The organism is Campylobacter sp. MIT 12-8780 (assembly GCF_006864535.1).
In the GTDB taxonomy this organism is placed as follows: domain Bacteria; phylum Campylobacterota; class Campylobacteria; order Campylobacterales; family Campylobacteraceae; genus Campylobacter_D.
In genome coordinates this window covers 1-17,346 of record NZ_QHLL01000014.1, presented here as the reverse complement: position 1 = coordinate 17,346, position 17,346 = coordinate 1, and the positions used below count along the sequence as shown (strand labels likewise).

General features: G+C 32.3%; 21 protein-coding genes. 1 reads left to right on the top strand and 20 read right to left on the bottom strand.

What is annotated here, in order from left to right:
• Window positions 1–2 precede the first annotated feature (2 nt).
• The 20 genes from DMB95_RS09620 to DMB95_RS09155 all read right to left on the bottom strand — a co-directional run bounded on the left by DMB95_RS09620 (window position 3) and on the right by DMB95_RS09155 (window position 16,746).
• Window positions 3–173, bottom strand: a complete 171-nt coding sequence (locus DMB95_RS09620) for a hypothetical protein (protein ID WP_162056972.1) — start codon at window positions 171–173, stop codon at window positions 3–5.
• 117 nt (window positions 174–290) lie between these two features.
• On the bottom strand, window positions 291–947 hold the full coding sequence (locus tag DMB95_RS09240) for a hypothetical protein (RefSeq protein ID WP_137633574.1): 657 nt from the start codon (window positions 945–947) through the stop codon (window positions 291–293).
• 85 nt (window positions 948–1,032) lie between these two features.
• The gene (locus tag DMB95_RS09235) at window positions 1,033–2,091 is read right to left on the bottom strand and encodes a hypothetical protein (RefSeq protein WP_137633575.1); all 1,059 of its coding nucleotides are present in this window, start codon (window positions 2,089–2,091) and stop codon (window positions 1,033–1,035) included.
• Entirely contained in the window at window positions 2,091–2,789 is a 699-nt protein-coding gene (locus tag DMB95_RS09230; RefSeq protein WP_137633576.1) for a TrbM/KikA/MpfK family conjugal transfer protein, read from the bottom strand. The genes DMB95_RS09235 and DMB95_RS09230 overlap by 1 nt, the downstream gene beginning before the upstream one ends.
• Window positions 2,789–3,220 carry a cag pathogenicity island Cag12 family protein gene (locus DMB95_RS09225; protein WP_137633577.1) on the bottom strand — a complete coding sequence of 144 codons (432 nt, stop codon included), beginning with the start codon at window positions 3,218–3,220 and terminating at the stop codon, window positions 2,789–2,791. The genes DMB95_RS09230 and DMB95_RS09225 overlap by 1 nt, the downstream gene beginning before the upstream one ends.
• Window positions 3,210–5,066: a type IV secretory system conjugative DNA transfer family protein gene (locus DMB95_RS09220; RefSeq protein ID WP_142931821.1), complete on the bottom strand. Its 1,857-nt coding sequence runs from the start codon at window positions 5,064–5,066 to the stop codon at window positions 3,210–3,212. Before DMB95_RS09220 ends, DMB95_RS09225 begins: the two co-directional genes overlap by 11 nt.
• On the bottom strand, window positions 5,063–5,767 hold the full coding sequence (locus DMB95_RS09215) for a hypothetical protein (RefSeq protein ID WP_142931820.1): 705 nt from the start codon (window positions 5,765–5,767) through the stop codon (window positions 5,063–5,065). Before DMB95_RS09215 ends, DMB95_RS09220 begins: the two co-directional genes overlap by 4 nt.
• Window positions 5,760–6,755 (bottom strand): P-type DNA transfer ATPase VirB11, encoded by a 996-nt coding sequence (gene virB11, locus DMB95_RS09210; protein WP_142931819.1) that lies wholly within the window; start codon window positions 6,753–6,755, stop codon window positions 5,760–5,762. Before virB11 ends, DMB95_RS09215 begins: the two co-directional genes overlap by 8 nt.
• Window positions 6,755–7,948, bottom strand: a complete 1,194-nt coding sequence (gene virB10, locus DMB95_RS09205; protein ID WP_442861454.1) for a type IV secretion system protein VirB10 — start codon at window positions 7,946–7,948, stop codon at window positions 6,755–6,757. Before virB10 ends, virB11 begins: the two co-directional genes overlap by 1 nt.
• A complete protein-coding gene (gene virB9 / locus DMB95_RS09200; protein WP_142931817.1) occupies window positions 7,938–8,924 on the bottom strand; it encodes a P-type conjugative transfer protein VirB9 in 987 nt (328 codons plus the stop codon). Before virB9 ends, virB10 begins: the two co-directional genes overlap by 11 nt.
• The gene (locus DMB95_RS09195) at window positions 8,921–9,574 is read right to left on the bottom strand and encodes a virB8 family protein (RefSeq protein ID WP_137633543.1); all 654 of its coding nucleotides are present in this window, start codon (window positions 9,572–9,574) and stop codon (window positions 8,921–8,923) included. Before DMB95_RS09195 ends, virB9 begins: the two co-directional genes overlap by 4 nt.
• A gap of 9 nt (window positions 9,575–9,583) precedes the next feature.
• The gene (locus DMB95_RS09615) at window positions 9,584–9,736 is read right to left on the bottom strand and encodes a hypothetical protein (protein ID WP_162056973.1); all 153 of its coding nucleotides are present in this window, start codon (window positions 9,734–9,736) and stop codon (window positions 9,584–9,586) included.
• Window positions 9,737–9,761: 25 nt separating this feature from the next.
• Window positions 9,762–10,091 (bottom strand): hypothetical protein, encoded by a 330-nt coding sequence (locus DMB95_RS09190; RefSeq protein ID WP_137633544.1) that lies wholly within the window; start codon window positions 10,089–10,091, stop codon window positions 9,762–9,764.
• A 6-nt stretch (window positions 10,092–10,097) separates the two neighbouring features.
• On the bottom strand, window positions 10,098–10,736 hold the full coding sequence (locus tag DMB95_RS09185; RefSeq protein WP_238386999.1) for a hypothetical protein: 639 nt from the start codon (window positions 10,734–10,736) through the stop codon (window positions 10,098–10,100).
• Complete coding sequence (locus DMB95_RS09180) at window positions 10,729–11,778, bottom strand: type IV secretion system protein (protein WP_142931816.1); 1,050 nt, start codon at window positions 11,776–11,778, stop codon at window positions 10,729–10,731. Before DMB95_RS09180 ends, DMB95_RS09185 begins: the two co-directional genes overlap by 8 nt.
• A gap of 11 nt (window positions 11,779–11,789) precedes the next feature.
• The gene (locus DMB95_RS09175; RefSeq protein WP_142931815.1) at window positions 11,790–12,611 is read right to left on the bottom strand and encodes a type IV secretion system protein; all 822 of its coding nucleotides are present in this window, start codon (window positions 12,609–12,611) and stop codon (window positions 11,790–11,792) included.
• 51 nt (window positions 12,612–12,662) lie between these two features.
• Window positions 12,663–13,202, bottom strand: a complete 540-nt coding sequence (locus DMB95_RS09170) for a BRO-N domain-containing protein (RefSeq protein ID WP_142931814.1) — start codon at window positions 13,200–13,202, stop codon at window positions 12,663–12,665.
• 10 nt (window positions 13,203–13,212) lie between these two features.
• Entirely contained in the window at window positions 13,213–13,674 is a 462-nt protein-coding gene (locus tag DMB95_RS09165) for a single-stranded DNA-binding protein (RefSeq protein WP_137633548.1), read from the bottom strand.
• 10 nt (window positions 13,675–13,684) lie between these two features.
• Window positions 13,685–16,453, bottom strand: coding sequence for a VirB4 family type IV secretion/conjugal transfer ATPase (locus DMB95_RS09160; protein WP_142931813.1), 2,769 nt, complete (start codon window positions 16,451–16,453; stop codon window positions 13,685–13,687).
• An 8-nt stretch (window positions 16,454–16,461) separates the two neighbouring features.
• Complete coding sequence (locus DMB95_RS09155; protein ID WP_137633550.1) at window positions 16,462–16,746, bottom strand: TrbC/VirB2 family protein; 285 nt, start codon at window positions 16,744–16,746, stop codon at window positions 16,462–16,464.
• 167 nt (window positions 16,747–16,913) lie between these two features.
• Between DMB95_RS09155 and DMB95_RS09150 the strand changes: the two genes are divergently transcribed.
• Window positions 16,914–17,346, top strand: a 433-nt coding sequence (locus DMB95_RS09150) for a hypothetical protein (RefSeq protein WP_142931812.1), incomplete at its 3' end; no start/stop codon positions are given.

Genomic DNA, 17,346 nt, shown 5'->3' with positions numbered 1-17,346 from the left:
ATTTACTCCTTGTTCTTTTTAGCTAATTTCTTTTCCATAATCTTTTCATAGTCTAGTTTCTTGTTATAAACTGGTGTTTTTTGGATGCGTTTAACTTGCAACTCTTCTTCGCTAAAAAGTTTTGGCTCATTTTTGTCTTCATCGTAAAAATCGCTATGTATTTGTGGATTCATTGTAGCTCCTTATAAAATATTGATATAATATTGAAAAAATATCTTTAAAATATTTAAAAAATATTTTTACAATATTTTAAAGATATTGAAACGCCCTATAAAAAAGGGCGTTTAGATTTAAGCCATTTCTATTTCATCTTTTTTCTTGGCTTGAGTTTCTTTTTGAGGTAATTCATTTTCAAGTTCTTTGCTTACTGAATTTTGAACCTCCTGAGCACCCTTTTTAAGATCGGCTTCAGATTTTATTTCTATGCCGCTATTTGATATAACTGCTATATATCCGGGACCCTTTTCTTTTAAGGCAGCTTGTAGCTCATCGTTTTTTAGTGTAGCTCTGCCTTCTACATATGAAAGCACTTCACTATTTTGATCTTTTTGCCAATCTCTCGCACTTAATCCTTGAGTAAAGCTTCTTCCAGCTTCAGTCTTTTCATTAAATGCATAAAAAGTTTTACCCTCTTCAGTAACAACAGGATTGATATATACAAATGTGCTTGCATCTTTTGGTGTCTTTGTAGGACGCAAGGTTATTGTGCCTGTTTCTTTATTTTTATTGATATAGAAATTTTCCCATTTTCCATATTGTTTAAAAGAGGCACTTACATTGCCAGCACCCATACCTTCTACAGCTGCAGCATCGTGTATGATGTTAAGAGCAGCTGTTTTTGGCTCTCTTTGTTTAGTTTCTCCATCTTTGGTTACATAATTTAAAGCCGAATTTGTAACCAAAACAATATTTTGATATTGTGAATTGTCTAATTTTGCTAACGCCATTTTTTATATCCTTTTTAAAAAATTTTTTAGGGATTTAAATCCAACTCATTTTTGCATGTTGTTTAAGCTTTATATAATTTCATTTCTACTCCTTTATTGTGATATGTAGCCTATCTTTATCATTGTCTATACTAGCATTTGATTTTGGTAAACTTAAAATAAGATTATTAGCTTCATCTTTTTTTACTGCTATGCCATTAATTCTTTGTGAGAGAGAACGCATTTTATTTTCTATTTCTTGATATTCTTGATATTTTAAATAAGTCAAAGCACTTAAAACACCAAAAAGTATCCCAAATACCCCAAAGCAAAAGAGTAAAGCAAAGGCAAAGTGTTTTAGTTTTTTGCTTGTCAATTCAAAATTATAGGCAAGTTCCTTGAAGCCATCTTTTGATAAATCTATTTCTTTGCTTAGCTCTTTAGAAAAAATTTGTGCTTTATCCTTTTGATCTATATAAAGATTATCCAAAAGCTCATTTTGTCTTTGAATAAAAAGTTTTAAAATTTCGTTATAGACAGGCAAGCTTGAATCAAGGGCTTTTCTAAGATTGTTTTCAAAATTATCTATTCTTTCCTTTGAGCTTCTAATTAAATTTCTAAATTTTTTTTCAAATTCTTGTGTTTTTTTGATATATTCTTTACTTTCAAAGAATTTAATTAAATCATAAAGTTCGCTTAAATTTTGTTTTAAAAGCAGCGTCCTATTAATTAAGGCTCTGTCTTGATCGCTGATATTTTCGCCAAAATACTCCATAATTTTTAATGTTTTTTCATCAAGAGCAACGAGAAGCTTTTGAAAATCTATTAATAAGCCCTTAGTTTCTTCATCAAGTTGTATATTTTCAAGTCTTGTAGCCTTTTCATCTAAATTTTTTAAAAGTTCGCCTTGTTCGTTGAGCAAGGTTTTTAAATTAACAGGCTTATCAGGATCAAGAGGCTCAAAAATTTGAGCCTTATTTTCTTGCTTAGGGCTTACTTGAGTAGCTACGATAACTTCTTGAATAATTTCGTTATCTTGTTTTTCTAGTTCTTGCCCTATTATATCATTATAAAGATGTGTATCATCAAGAGTGTTTTCACTCAAATTTTCAGCCTCATCAAGATAGCCTTCAATTCCAGCAGCTATATCATATTCTTCGCTCATTATTTGCCTTCATTAATCCAGCAATCTTTTTTGATGGGAATTTTTTTATAATAAACAATCTCTTGTTTGTTAAAGCCTATTTTAATGCTCTCTGTAGTCCTTTCATTGTTTGCTAGAGTATCAAATTCTTGTTTGGATACTTTTTGTTTTGTGTAGCCATTAAGCCAATCACTTTCTTCATAAAATGTAGAATTGCAAGTATATTTAAGATTGTAGTTTGTATAGCTACTTTGAGAAAGCAATGCACACGCTTGTGTAGGCTGAGGATTTGTTCTATATCCATAAATATTTACTTTTCGACAAGTCCTATCGCTCCCACTTCCCTCGCAAACTTCTATAACTCTTAAAATCACTTTTTCAGCTCTACTATTGAGCAAATCTATCGAGCATTCACCATCTAAATTCGGTAAAATATCATTTACATATTTACTCATTTCTATATCATCGCTTGAGCTCGTAGGACAAAGTTTTAAAAAATCTTTTCTTGCTTGTATGGTTTTCCACGGCTTTTTAAACTTTATTGAAAAATATCTAGCAATAGCAGCACTGCATTCAGGTGGTTTAACAGGACTTGCCAAGCAAAGCATAGCTTCGCAAGCACTTGCTTCATCGCCTTTTAAATACTCAAGCTCTATAGCTTTTATGCTAGAAATCATTAAAAATAAACCTGCAAATAATGTAAATAACTTCTTTTTCATTATTTATCTCCTTGTGTTTGGTTGAAAAATAAAAGATTGACTGTGTTAATATCTCGTTCTATGGGATCAACATCTTGAAGCTCAATTAAAGCTTTTACTTGATTTTTTCGTAGGTATTTCTCATACTCTTTAATTAAGTCTTTTTTGCCTACAATAATGATTTTAGTAGCATTGTGGGCGAGTAAAAATACTTTTACCATTTGCTCGTTTCTAAGCAACTCACCATTTTCTTTAGTAGCATTAATGTGATAAGTCCAATTAAAGCTACTTAAAAAAGAATCTTTAGGCACAAAGTTGTATTGTCTTTCAAGCAAAGCATTGTTAATTGATTGAGCTGAATTATCATCAAGCTCTTTTGGCTTTTTTGCCGCACATCCAGCGATAAATAAACTTATCGCAACTGCAAATGTTAAATAATGTTTATGAAACATTTTTTTCTCCTTTCAAATTTGATTTGTGTATCGGTATTAAAACATTACATTCCCCAGATAAAATAGCGTTTTCAAGTTCTTTTCTATTTGGTATGCCTTTGATCTTAGCAAGGCTTGGGGATACAGCTTTAAACTTATCCATAAAATAAGAGTCATTGTAATAAAACGCCTTATTGCAAAATATAGGTTTGCCACTATCTATAGTAATAAGTTCTTTTTCAAAAGGCATTTCTCTAAGCTCTTGAGGTAGCATTAATGCCCTATGTGTTTGGCTTGTGCTTGTGCTACCTCCACCATTTGCACCTTGATTAATGCTTCTTGAGGTTTGACTAACCGTTTTATTGCCTAATGTTTTACTTAGCTCTTCAGCGTCTTTTTCTTCTCTAGGAGCGTAAAAGATTTGGCAAGCGTGGTTAGTAAGTAAAGTTTCAGCACCTTCATTTCCATATCCTAAAGGTGGAGGTGTCCTAAGTTGCGATTTGCTTTGATAAATCATTAAAGAACGCAAATTGTATCCTGCTATAAACGAAACAGAGGTTTGATAAATTTGAATTTGTCCAGGTGCTGTAAATTCATCCATTACTAGCAAGCAGGCATATTTTAAAGCGTCATTTTGTTGTGGTAGCTCTTTTGTGTTTAATAGTATGAGCTGACTCCAAAAAATATTTAAGATAAATCTAGCATTGTTAAGCTGATCAGGAGTTATGCCTATGTAAATAGTCATTTTTTCCTTGCGTAAATTTCTTAAATCGAAATCACTTGTTTGCGTAGCAAGGCGTAAAGTTTCACCCTCAAAAGGTGAAAGCGGAGCATTAAAGCTTGACATTACACCGCTTTTTGTATTAGCCGAATCAATTTGTATATAAGTGCTTATTCTTCTTTTAGTGATTTCTCCTAAGATTTTTATCTCATCAAGAAGCTTATAAGTTTCTTCAAATCCAACCGCAAGCTTATTATTTGTATGAGGATCGATGATTTCAAACCCCTTGCTAAGCTGTAAAATGCCATAAAAATTAAATTCTACTTCTAAACCATAAGCTTCTAAGAAAAGCTCACCTTTTTCACTCATTGTTAAATCTTTGTAAAGATAACAAAGCCCTATAAAAAGGTTTTGTGCTTGCTGTGAAAAGAATTTGCTTGTATCATCGTTGCCTAAAGGATAAATGATATTTGCTAAGTCCATAAGCTGAGAATCAGCATTTTCACTATCTGCCATATCAATATAAGTAAAAGGATTGTAGCGGTGCGTTCTTGTGCTAAATGGATTAAACAAAAAAACTTTATTTCCTAGTTTCTCGGCTCTATATTTGCTTGTATAATCAAAGCATTCTTGTTTAATATCTTGCACGACTGCTGATTCTTGCCAATGGAGCAAATTTGGTATAACTATACCCACTCCTTTACCGCTTCTTGTTGGTGCTCCTAAAGCAACGAATTGCTGTCCTCCAAATTGCAAGAATTTTTTACCATATTTGCCTATGATTATGCCTCTTTTTACGAAATTGTTTTTATCTCCAAAAAGCCCCATTTTGCGAATTTCACTAAAATTCGCAAAACGAGCTTCTCCAAATAGACTTTCTTTGTTTTTGAAAAGAATAAGCAAGACTAAACACAAAACACCAAAAAGACAAATGAATGAGGCTAAGCCTATGCTTTGCCAAGTTTTTGGGTAATTTTTACTCAAAGCTTCAAAAATAAAATTAAAATGCCACAATTCAAAGAACTTAAAAAAGCCTACCTTATTTAAGATAAGCACTAAAGCACCACTTAAAACATAAGCTCCTATGAGAGCTAAAATCGATAAAATACTTATAAATACAAGCTTTTTTGATTTATCATCACTCATTTTTCAAATCCTTTATCTAAACTTTTATTTGGTGTGTTTTTGCCAATTTTTGTGCTTGCTTGTTTAGTTTCAGCTATAAGCTTTGCAAGCTGAGCTTCCTTTGAATTTTCTTGACTTTGTGGCTTAGCTTGTGTTATACTATCACTGTTGGCGGATTTGCGAAAATTGAAGTCGTTAAATATGGAATGATAGGGATGACTACGCCTATCCTCTTCCGCCATTCTCTGCCCTTGTTCTGTCTTGCTATGAATTGTTAAAAGCCTATTTTGTTCATTGTATTCTCTACTTCCATAAGCTAAAGTATTTCCATCATTTGCCTTTGCTTTCCAAGTGTAGTCATTGTTTTTTTGATTATATTCAGCCTCCACATTCTTAGCCACCTTAGGAAAGCTTAAAAGCTCTTCAGTTGTTACCATACCTCTTAATTTTGGATTATCAAGGTGCTTTTTAACTTCTTTTTCCATAAACTCTTTATCGACCTTGATTTGCCCTACATTGCTTTTTACACTTGTATGTGATTTTTCATCATTTAAAACCTTATACATTTGTGAGCTCTCTTTTTTGCTTTGTCTATCCCAAGCTATATCTTTTAAAACTTGGATAACCTTTTCACATTTTTCAATGTTTTCTTTAGCATTTTTTACATAGTTTTCTAGTTCTAAAATTTTGTTTTGGAGTTCTTGTTTTTCTTTATCACTCACGATGAGCTTCCTTAAAATAAATTTCGCTTATGCGTCTTTTGCCGTGATGGGCGTAAATATGCACGATAACATCGATGAGATCGGTAAGCATTTTTTGAATAATGTCAAAAGGCACGCATTGCCCTTGTGGATTTTGTAAAATCATCATTGCAAGGCGTTTGAAAGCGTCTTTGCTACTTCCTGCGTGGCAAGAGGTAATACTTCCTCCGTGTCCGCTACTTAAAACATTGATGAAATCATAAGTTTCAGCACCTCTTAGCTCGGCTAAAAGTATCCTGTCAGGTTTCATTCTAAGGCAAGATTTTAAAAGCGTAGCCGAGTTTAAAAAATCAACACTTTTTGCTTCACTTGGATAAAAAAGCTGGACGAAGTTTTTGTGTTCGTAAAATTTGATTTCTTCAACATCCTCAATAGTGATAATTCGTTCATCAACTGGGATAAAATCAATCAAACTTTTCATAAAGGTAGTTTTACCACTGCCTGTTTCTCCACAAATAACTACATTTTTTCCAAATCCAACAGCCTTAGCAATAAAATTTTTATAATCACCTTTATTGTAAAGCTCTAAAAGTTCTTTATCTTTTGGGCTTATAGCGTTATTATCTTTATGCTCTACATTTTCAAATAAACCACTTTTTTCGTGATCATCGATTGTAAAGCGACGCTGTGAAGGTTTTCTTATAGTGATAGAAATTCGTTCTTTTTTTGTGGCAGGTGGCATAACAATTTGCACACGCTCGCCATTTACTAAAATACAACTTAATATAGGGCGTGCTTTGTCTATTTGATCTTCTTTATAACTTGCTGCAGCTGCAGCAAAAGCCTTTGCACCCTCAAAATTAAGATTTGTATCCTCACTTTCCCAAATGCCATTAGCATTTTCAAACCAAATTTTATTTTCTCCGTTATAACAAATTTCATTGATAAGAGGATTTGCTAAATATTTTCCAAAATACGATGAAGAGTATTTTTGTAAAGAAATTGACATTATCTTTTCCTTCTAAGCTTATATACTTTTGAAAAATCAATATCTTTATTAACATAAACACCAACCAAATCCCCTTGATTTTTGTATAAAGTAGGCTTTATATCAATCATTTTTTCAAGTGCAGTGTTTGCTATTTCGCTAGCTTGTTCCCTTGTGTTTTCAGTAAAATTATAATAATTTGTGGTATTATTGCCACTTTTCTTAGAAAGTTCACTTGCTAAAATAGCGAGGCTATCATCAATAACACTTAATAAAACTGCAGCTCCAAAACGCTTCATATAATGATGATTTACATAGCCTTCGACCCCAGCAGCACCTAAAGGATCAGTTGCTCCTGAAAATACTGGTATAACGATATTATAAGGCGTTCTAATTTCTTGCCAAATGACAAAAAGTCTTGTGCTTCCATCGTTTAGCTCCCCACCACTATAAGCACCTGTGATAACACTTCCTTTTTCTATAAGCAAAGTATGTCCATTGCTTGAATAAATATCATTGCTTACTACACAAGAAATTCCGCCCTTTATTTCACTTATAAGCCTAGTTTGCAAAGCACAACCTATATAAGTGCCTTTTGGCAAAAGTAGGCTTGGATTAAACTGAGAAAAACTTGCTGCAGTAGGTGTGAATACTTCCCCTGTGTTTGAATTTGTATTTGAGCTTATTTGATTGTTTGAGCCTGTTGCTCCATTTTGCCCAAATTCAAGCAAGGTTTGAGGTTTTGAAGCAAAATTGGCACCATTATTTGCACTATCGCTTGCATAAGGACTGCCACTTTGTCCTGAATCGCTAGAGCTTGCTATTACAGCAGTGCCTATGCCTTTAATGATTCTAGGCTTTGGCAAGGACTTTTCTGCTAACATAGGCTCTAATGTGGTTGTATTTGCTTGACTTGGTAAAGTTTGAGGAGTTTGTGCTAAATCAAGCAAATTCTTTTCTTGTGAATCGTTTGTGAGGATAAAATCTCTATTATTTTTTACAGAATCACTTAAATTTATATTTGTGTTTTCTTTTTGGGTATTTTGTTGTTCTTCTGCTTTGCCTAGTGAGCTTAAAGTCCAAAGAATAATAAGAAAAAATAATAAAGCACCCAATGCAAACAAAGCATAAGAGATTAATTTTTTATTATTTTTTGAGCTTAGCTCAAGTAAAACATTCTCATTTTGTGAATTTTGTTGATTTTCACTCATTATTTTGCCTTTGCTCAAGCATTTTAAAAGCTTTTTGCGTCTCGCTTTCTATTTCTTGGCGTTTTTGAGATTTTTCATCTAAAAGCACTCTTTCTACTTCTTCATCATTAGAAGTTTGAGGCGTTGATCTTAAAGGATTTTTGGCATAGCCTTTATTAAAAATTCCAACGACTTTATCTCCACTACGAAGTAAAATTTGTGGTAATACTTTGTGAATGACTAATACATCATAATTACCATCTTTTTTAATGTGTGAATTAAGTATAGATTCTTGTTTGTTTTCATAGGCAAAAACAGCAGGGAAGCTTTTTGTATTGTCAAAACCAAGATAAGTAAAAACTCCATCATCATAAGCAAAATTTGGGGTAATGTCTTCACTTCCTTTATTGACTTTCATATAAAAATCCCAATTTCTAGGCACTGATACCCTATTAAGTGAGCTATCAAGCTTATCTTGTTCGATTTGCTCATCAAGCTTTTTTTGAAGCTCGTTTATATTTGCAAGCTCTCTATCAGGGTATGAAAAGCTGAGTTTATAAATTTTTGATTTAGAATTAAGCACCAAATCAAAAACATACATATTCATATTTGTGGTTACTATAAGGTTCGTTTTCCAAGTTGCAGGTGTTGGATCAACGACAATTTCGCTTATTGCATTGCCTTCTTCTGGATTTTCGCTATGCACAAATTTAGTTGTATAAGCCTTTGGTTTTATAAAAAGTAAATTTGCACGATCAATAAGCTCCCAACCCTCGCTAAAGCCTGTTGAAATGGTAATAATTCTTTCATCTTTGCTAAACTCCACCACGCTAACATATCCATTAGCTGCAGCAATTTGAAAAACATCATTGGCATTAAACACAGCATAAGTGATTTTTTTGTCATACTTGCTTAATTTTGGCAGGCTTAAAGCATAAGCCTGATTTATAAAAACACCAAAATACAAAATAAGTGTCAATGATTTGAGTAGCTTTTTCATCTTGTAATTTCCTCATCTATCCTATAATTTGTTACTTTAAATCCTAAAGGATTTAAAAGTCTATTTTCTTCATTTACCTGAGCGGTTTGGTATTCATAGCTTAAAGTAATAACCTTAGTGGCGATACTTTCAGCCTTTGAATTTTTGTTTATTGTTTTAAGATTGATTCTTGCGGTTGCTGTTTTTGCTCCATTACTTTCATTTAAAACTATGCTTAAAATTTGCACTTCTACCTGAAAATTATTTCCTAGTTTCGCATCTCTTGGATTGTCGCCTGAATAAATAGCTCTATATGCTTCTGCAATTTGTGGGGTTGAAAGGAGTTGGACAAAAATATAGTCTTGATTAAGCATATCATAGTAATACCCTTCTCTAGCTTTAATGTATTGTGATACAAAATGCTTGTCTAAAGCTTCAATAGAAGTTATTTGTTCCTCATCAAGCGTAGTTAAAATATCTACCATTCCTGTGGTGTTATCTACCCTGATAACATAAGGCTCAACGCTTTTAAGTGGAGTAAGCAATAACACTGCTACAATACTTAAAATTGCCACAAATATGCTTACAAAAGCTACAAGCCAAGCTCTTTTATTGCTTTGCTCTATCAAATAACGCACAGAGCTTTCAAAATCGATAGCTTCCTTATACATACTTTCTCCTTATTCGCCTAGCTGTCTTTGGATTTCAGCCGAGTTGATAGGAATTAAATTCCCATCATCTTTAAAAAGTTCCTCATATTTTGAAAGGCTTTTTTGCTCATCAATGCTTTGTTTGTGTTTTGCAGAACAAGCTTGAAAAAGTAAAAATGTCATAAAAACTCCTATTAAAATACTTGATTTAGTTTTCATTGATATGTTCTCCTTGTTGAAAATGTGCTGGATTGAAATTATCCAAATCAGAGCAAGAAACTAATATTTCATACTCTTTAAGTTCTTTTGCAAGCCTTTCATTTTCATCTTTAAGCGATGAATTTTCAGCTTCAAGAGTTGCGATTCTTTCACCAAGAGTAGTAGCAAAATGTGAATTTGGTGTATTTTTTCTACACTCTTCAAGTTCTTGCAATACAGAGCTTAGTCTATCTGCAAGGAGTGAAATTACATTGCACAAATCTTGCCTTAACCATTCGTTGTTTTTTTGCTTTAAAAGCTTTTCAGCATTGATTTTCATAAGCCTTTACCTTTCTTTGTTTAAATTTTTATCCAAGTCTTTTTTAACTTGTTTTTCACTAATAGTTTTTACTTCAGCTCTTATGTTTGCAAGCTTTTCTTCTTTGTTTGTTTCTTGACTTTTTGGCGTGTTTTGTATCGCCTCAAGACCTTTATAATACTCTGCTACTTTTGGATTTTTAAACTCCATTCTTTGATTAAGATTTCTATCAGAATAGAATGTTATAATTTGACTATCAGAGGGGGATAGTGGCGTATTCGAGTGACCCTCTCCTCTGATTCTATCTATAACTGTTCTAAATCTCACACCTTCATCATTTTGCCATTCATAAACGCTTGCTGTTTCGTTATCTTTATAAGGTTCTTTAAATTGTGCTTTATAAATTCTTATAGATTTTCCTAAGTTTAAAAGCTCTTCAACTTTTATCTCGCCATTACTTCCTTTTTTCAAATGAAGTTTAATGTGTTCTGCACCAGCTCCTTTATCTCTTCTTTCGTTATGCCAACCCTTAACATAATAGGTTAATTCAGCGATTACAGCATCTTCAATAAGCTCGATATCTGTTTTTATGGCTGTAGCCTTTTTCTCGTTGAAAGTTACATTATAAATCCCACGAAGTTCTTTTTTATCTTCCATTTCAACCATTTCTTGCTTTTGATAAAAGATTTTTAGCAGCACTTGCAGCACCTGCTAAACCACCTGTAGCTTTATTTGCAGCAAAAGACATTGCTTTTTTGGCTGCAAATCCAGCAATCCCTGTCATACCTCCTCTGCTTTCTGCTTTTCTAGCAGAACCTGAGAATGCTCCTAAAGCAAGCTTGCCAGCCCCTCTAGCTGTCATACCTGCTCCTTTTCCAGCACTTCCTGCAAATGATTGTAAGCCACTTGCAGAGGCTGAGTCTAAAGTAACTTGAGCTAGGTTAGAAGCAAGAGATTTAATTACTCCTATACAAGTAACTAAAATGCCTGAAATAAGAATAGGCTGCAAGATACTTGCTACAAGGCTATCTTCCACGACTTTAACATCACCATATAAAGCAGCCATATGCTTGATAAGAAAATCAGCAAAACAGCTCATAAAAATAAGCAAAAATACATTTGAGATAAACATATTCATCCATTGCACAAAAACTTGTTTGGTGTTTTCATACATAAAGCAAAATAAAGCTAAAGGTAAGGCAATAATTAAAAAAGTATTTGTAATAGAAGTCGCAATGATAGTAAAAGCAAAGGTAATGATAAGCCCTAGAAATGATAAAACCATAACAAGAATAATTAGTCCATTTGTTATAGCTAAAAAAGGATTGATAGTTTCATTACTTTCTATGACAGCCTGCAATGATTTTCCAAAGCTTACACAAATTTGATCAAGCTGAGCGTAAAATTGCGATCCTCCACCAGCCCAAGCATAAATTCCATCAAGGGCTGATATAGCAGAGTTAAGCCAGCCATTGACATTTAGGATAAAGGTAAGTATCAAAAGCTTTCTTGCTATATCCCATACAAGCTCTCTTATTGGATCTTGTGATTTTCCAGCCATAGTTTGATAGCCTTTATACATAATGCTTAAAACAATAAGTATGCTTACTATGCTTTGAAGTTGAATAAATTTGTCATTCAAAGAAGCATTTTGGATTGTTGCAAAAATGTTTTCGACTATCTTGCCTATGCCTTGAAAAATATTCATTTTTTACCTTATTAATCCAAACCTAAAGCTTGAATAGTGTCATAGCTGGTATTTGAAGCCCTTTTAGAAAAGAGTTGTTGAGCTTGTTCTTCTCTAATGGCTCTTTGTTTTTCATATTGTGCGTTTTGTAGGTTGATATTTGATTGAATCATTTGTATTTTAAGTCCTTCTGAAGCTATGGCGTTTGCTATATCTTGAGCTTCTTTAATATCTTGAGTTTTTCTTAGTTTTTGATCCAAATCAGCTAAGTTTTGATTTATGGTATTGAGTTGTTTTTGAGATTGATCAAGGTTTTGCTCTTGAGCTACATAAGTAAGCATATCAACCATACACAAGGATTTTTGTTCTTGATTGCTTATATTTTCGCAACGATCAAAAAGTGTGTATTTTTTATAAGCGTCTTTTAACTCTCCTTTGATAAAAGACATAGGATCGCTTAAAACTTTATTGTTAAAGTCTTGTATGTTTGTATATGCCCTACCAAAATCAGAATAAATTTGCTTTAAATCTCTAAGCGAGGATATTGATGATTTTACCCCTGTTAAACTATTAAGCTCATCACTATAGGCTTGTAATTGTTTTTTATAATGAGTTATTGTATCCGCCCATCGTGTAGCTTCTTTTACCCATTCGGCTATTTGTTTGGCATTTTGAACCTGCATTTGCGTATTTGCGGCAGCATCAATTACAGGAATGCCTGCAGCTAAAGCTTGATTTGACACAAGAAAAAAAGAAATTAATATAACAATTTTCTTGGTATAAAGGCTTATTGGTTTTTTTGTTCTTTGACAAGATGGGGCTTTATCGTGGCTATAAAAAGAATTTGTTTTCATTATTTACCTTTCAAAATTTGATTTTTGGTTTATGTTTTCTTGTTTCCTATGTTATTTGGTTTCCCTTGAAGCAAACTTGACATTCAAAAGCTCATTTTCTTTTTTCTCTTTTTTCATCTTGGCTACACCTACTGAGTAGTGCAATGAAAGTTCTTTTCTATTGTGCCAATCATTTATATCTATCTTAACTGAGAAATCATAAGGAGGGATATTTGGGGTAAGCAAAGCCATAAGCTCATTGATATAGTCATTTGGAGAATATACGCCTTGTTTGCGAATTTTTGGTAAAACTTCATCTGAAATCCAACGCCTAAAAGGCTTAGCCTTTGGTTTATCACTACGCATAAGCACGAAGTAAAGCTGCGGCTCGGTTATCATGGTAAATTTTTTAACGCCATAACCAGTATCAAAGCTGGCGGAATTTAATTCCTCCCACTCAAACTCCTTTTTTATCATATTTGCTATTTTGTTAGGATAGGCTAAGCCTAAAATTTTGCAAATATCAGACAAACAAAATAAAGGATTTTCAAGATCACCTTTTATTCTTATTGCACCTAAGTTTTCGTTTTTAAAAATTTGAATTTCTTTCATTTTATATCCTTTAAAATGGAAGTACTGACATTTCAGATTCGCTTATATCCACATTGTCATAATCTATTTCTTCTTGAGCTTGGTTTTGTTGTGTAGGAGGTTGAGCCTTAGGAACAACTTTATTTGGCGTTGTAAAACTGCCATCTTTCTTATTGCCACTAAGCCAGTAAAACTTATGTACTATTACACTAAAACTTGTGCGATTGTTCCCATTAGAATCAGAATAAGTGCTTGTTATTAATTCTCCACTGCAAGCAAATTGAGAACCCTTAGGAAAATGCAAATACGCCGTTTCTGCCATTTTTCCAAATATAGTAATGGGTATCCAAGAAGTTTGGCTTTCTTCATTACCTTTAGCATTTTTAAAACGCTTTGTAATTGCTAGTGAGTTTTTAGCATAGCATTTGTCAGCTTGTGTGTAAGCGACATCAAAATCTGCACCCAAATAACCTATCAAATTTACAGCATTCATTTTTTCTCCTTTATGCTGATTTATATATTTCTTTTAAAGCTTTGATTTTTTCATCTAGGCTTTTGTTTTCATCTGCAAAAATAGCTTCTATAGTATCTATATATGCACTTCCTGTAGAAAGTATCATTAAATTTTCTTTGCCTAAAGAGCTTAAATCAAGCGTGCAAATCACTTTTTCATCTTGTCTTTTAACAAGAAATTGTCTTTTTGAAGGTTGAAAATCTCTAATGATTTGATATTCATCAATACTTAAATTTAACCCATTCACATAATCATCTTCTTTTGCTAAAGGATTTGGTAGAAATATCTTTGTAGCTGATTGCTCTATAAGTGTCTTTGCGATAGGTAGTTTCAAAAAATCTTCTACACTTTGTGTAGCAAGGCGTAAAAAGCCATTTTGTTTTCGTATGGTTTTGAATTTATTTTTAACTTCTAAAGCTACTATTTCATTTTCAAGCCATTTCCACGCCTCATCAATATCAACACAAAGCCTTCTTCCATCTGCTAAATTCATAACACGCCAAAGAATAAAATAGCTTAAGATTCCGCTTACATCGCTATCATCTAAAAACTCTGTCCCATCAATTCCAAAAACATTAATTTCATCAGGAAAGTCTAAAATATCAGTTTTGTTATCAAATACCCAACCAAATTGATTGCCTTGTTTAAAAGATAACAATCTTGACTTTAAAGAATTGTCATCATTAATGTCTTCTGTTAAATTTTCTAAAAGTAAAGAAATAGGGTATTCTCTTTCTTTAGGCTCAAATTGTGTCATTATAAAATCAACTGCGTCGCTAAGACTCTTTTCTTCTTTAGTATTTAAAACTTCGCCTTTTCTTGTTACACAAAGTTTTATGAGATTTTTTAGTTGTCTTACATTTTCTTGAGTAGATTCAACCATAAAAGGATTAAATCCTGTCGGTTTGCCATTTTCTATAGTAATGTAGCGACCTCCAGCACATAATATATTGCCTAAAGCACCTTTGTCCTTATCTAAATATACAGCTGTAAATTTTTTATTTTCTTCAGGCATATTGCTTGGAAATGTGGATTTATCTGCGTATTTAAGCATTTGGTTAAAAGTAAAGTTCATAAACACTGTTTTACCTCCCCCACTTTGTCCCAAAATAAGACTATTTGCAAGATAGAGCTCGCCAAAATCATCTTTATTTTTGCCACTACTTTGATGAAAATTAAGGTAATAAGGGCTTTTATTTGGTGTTTTAAGCATTGTTACAGCTTGTCCCCAACAATTATTTTCTCTTTTGCCTGAATCAAAGTTATGCAAGGCTATAAGAGAGCTAAAGTTAATACTAGAAATCAAATTGATACGAGGACGAATGGTAAAATTGCAGGGTATGGTTGAAAAATAAGCACTTGGTAAAGCGATATTAGCAATACTTGCCATAAAACCCAACTCATTAAGTCTTGTGATCACTTCATTTGTTTTGTCTTTACACTCTTTTATGTCATCAGCATAAACTACAATTTCAAAATGATATTTACCAAAAGAAATATCTCCGCTTGCTAAACTATCAAGTGCAATATCAAGCTCTTCTACTTGAGAGAGTGAGTCATCTTCACTTGCTATAAGTTGCTTTCTTTGTTTATTTAAAGCACTTTTTGCATCAACCATAGCCAGAGGCTGAAAACTTTGCGTAATGGTGTATTCTACTTGTAAATACATTAATGAATCCAAAATGCCAGCAAAAGTAGAGTTGGTGTAATCCTTAATCTCTATTATGCGAGCAAAACGCTTTGTATCATCGTTATAATTAATTTGAGCCATATCATAATTGAAATAAATAGAATTTAAGCCCCCTGTCAAATACTCATAAATAGGGGTTGGTAATATTCTAATAGGCTTAAATTTGCCACCTATAAGAAAGTTATAAAACTCAAGTTGTTTAGAATAAACATGCCCATCTTTTTCATAGGTGCTGAGTTTTTTACAATCAAAACTTTTCAAATTTGATTCAAGACGAAGTAGATATTCATTAAATTTTTGTATGAATATCCTAATTTCTTGTTTCTTTGTATCAAAAGAACTCTTCTCAAAACTCTTTTTTTCAAGGCGTGAAAGAGGGTTAAAGATGATTGTTAAAAACATAGAATTTTTAAACAAACTTCCTTCTTTGAAGCTTTTGTAATAAGATTCATCTATATCTTTAAGATATGAATTATCAAACCTAGAAACAAATTTATCATTTATACTATGTCTTGCACTATGAAAATAAAAGCTTATCGGTTCATTAGAAAAAGCCTTAAACAGCATATTTAGTGCTTCATTTTTAAAATCTAAGTCTGTATCGCTTTCGCATTCAAATGAAATTCCATCAATTTGATAGGTGCAAAGCAACAAATAATCTTTTGTAATCACTATGCCATCATCAACCACGGAGCTAAAAGGGACAAGCTTTTCAAAGTTTGCTTCACTGCTAAGAGCAAAAAGACTTAATTTGATGGGATCAGTTTTTTTGTAATTCGTTTTAGTGTAACTCATCGCTTGAAAAGTTTTTACGCCGTGAAATTTTTTTGAAAGCGGATTGGTAAAAAATCGCATTTTTAAAAAATAAAGCCTAAAAATGAAATTATCTTGCTTAGCCATTTGTTTCATTACAAAATAAGTAGGTATGCAAAATAACGCCATAAATAAATTTTGGATATAAAAGCTTAATAAACCAATTATGCCCATAGCAACAAATAGTGGTGTAATTGGCACGCCAAAAATCATAGCAGGGCGTGTAAGTCCTTTAAATAAAGGGTGCAAGTCCATTTGAAAACCTAGCTTATAATATATCCAGCTATAGCAGAAGCACAACCAACAATAACACCGCCTATAAAAGTAGGAGCAACTTGTTGTAAAGTTTGTCCTTGAAACATAATCTTAAACCCAGCCCACATAAACGCTATGGTAAGCACAATAGCACCTATCGCATAAAGAGCGGTTGATATGTTTTGTAAAAAGGTATTGACCTTATCAATACCACCAGCAGCAAAGCTAAGACTAGGCAATAACATTATCGAGCCAACAAGAAACAAAATTTTAAAAAATTTTTTGTTACGCATTTTTTTCCTTTAGTTTAAAATAATCGACCGATAAATTTATATTTATTATTTAGTATAAATATACGATTTATTTTTAATTTAAAGTTAAAAATAAATATTTAAATATACCTTTTATTTTAATTTAATCTAAAAATTAGAATAAAACTTAAAAAATAAGGAGGGAAAAAATGAAAAAAGAATTAAAAGGTAGAAAAACAATGAAAAAAATTAAACTTGAAGATTTTGATAACAATAGGACTATCAAGACTTATCTCGAAGGAAGTTTGGAAAAGCTTGGCTTTGCAAGTCTTTGTTTTATTATGATTATACCTTTTGTTCTTACGCATCAATCGCTTGGAGAACTTTTTGGAGAGGGCGGCATATTTATTGCATTGCTTGGAGGCGGTTTATTTTTTATTTTATTTTTTATTTATATTTTTGGCGTATCTAGGGATATAGAAGGCTTAGCTTTGTATTGTAAAAATTTAGAAGACGAACAAAATATAAAGGACAAGGAGAATCAAGAAATGGATAACATTATGCAAATCGCAATGATAGATAAAAAGGAATTTTTTGATAAGTTTAAAAGCAACGACAAGATTAGATTTCTTTTCGGTTATA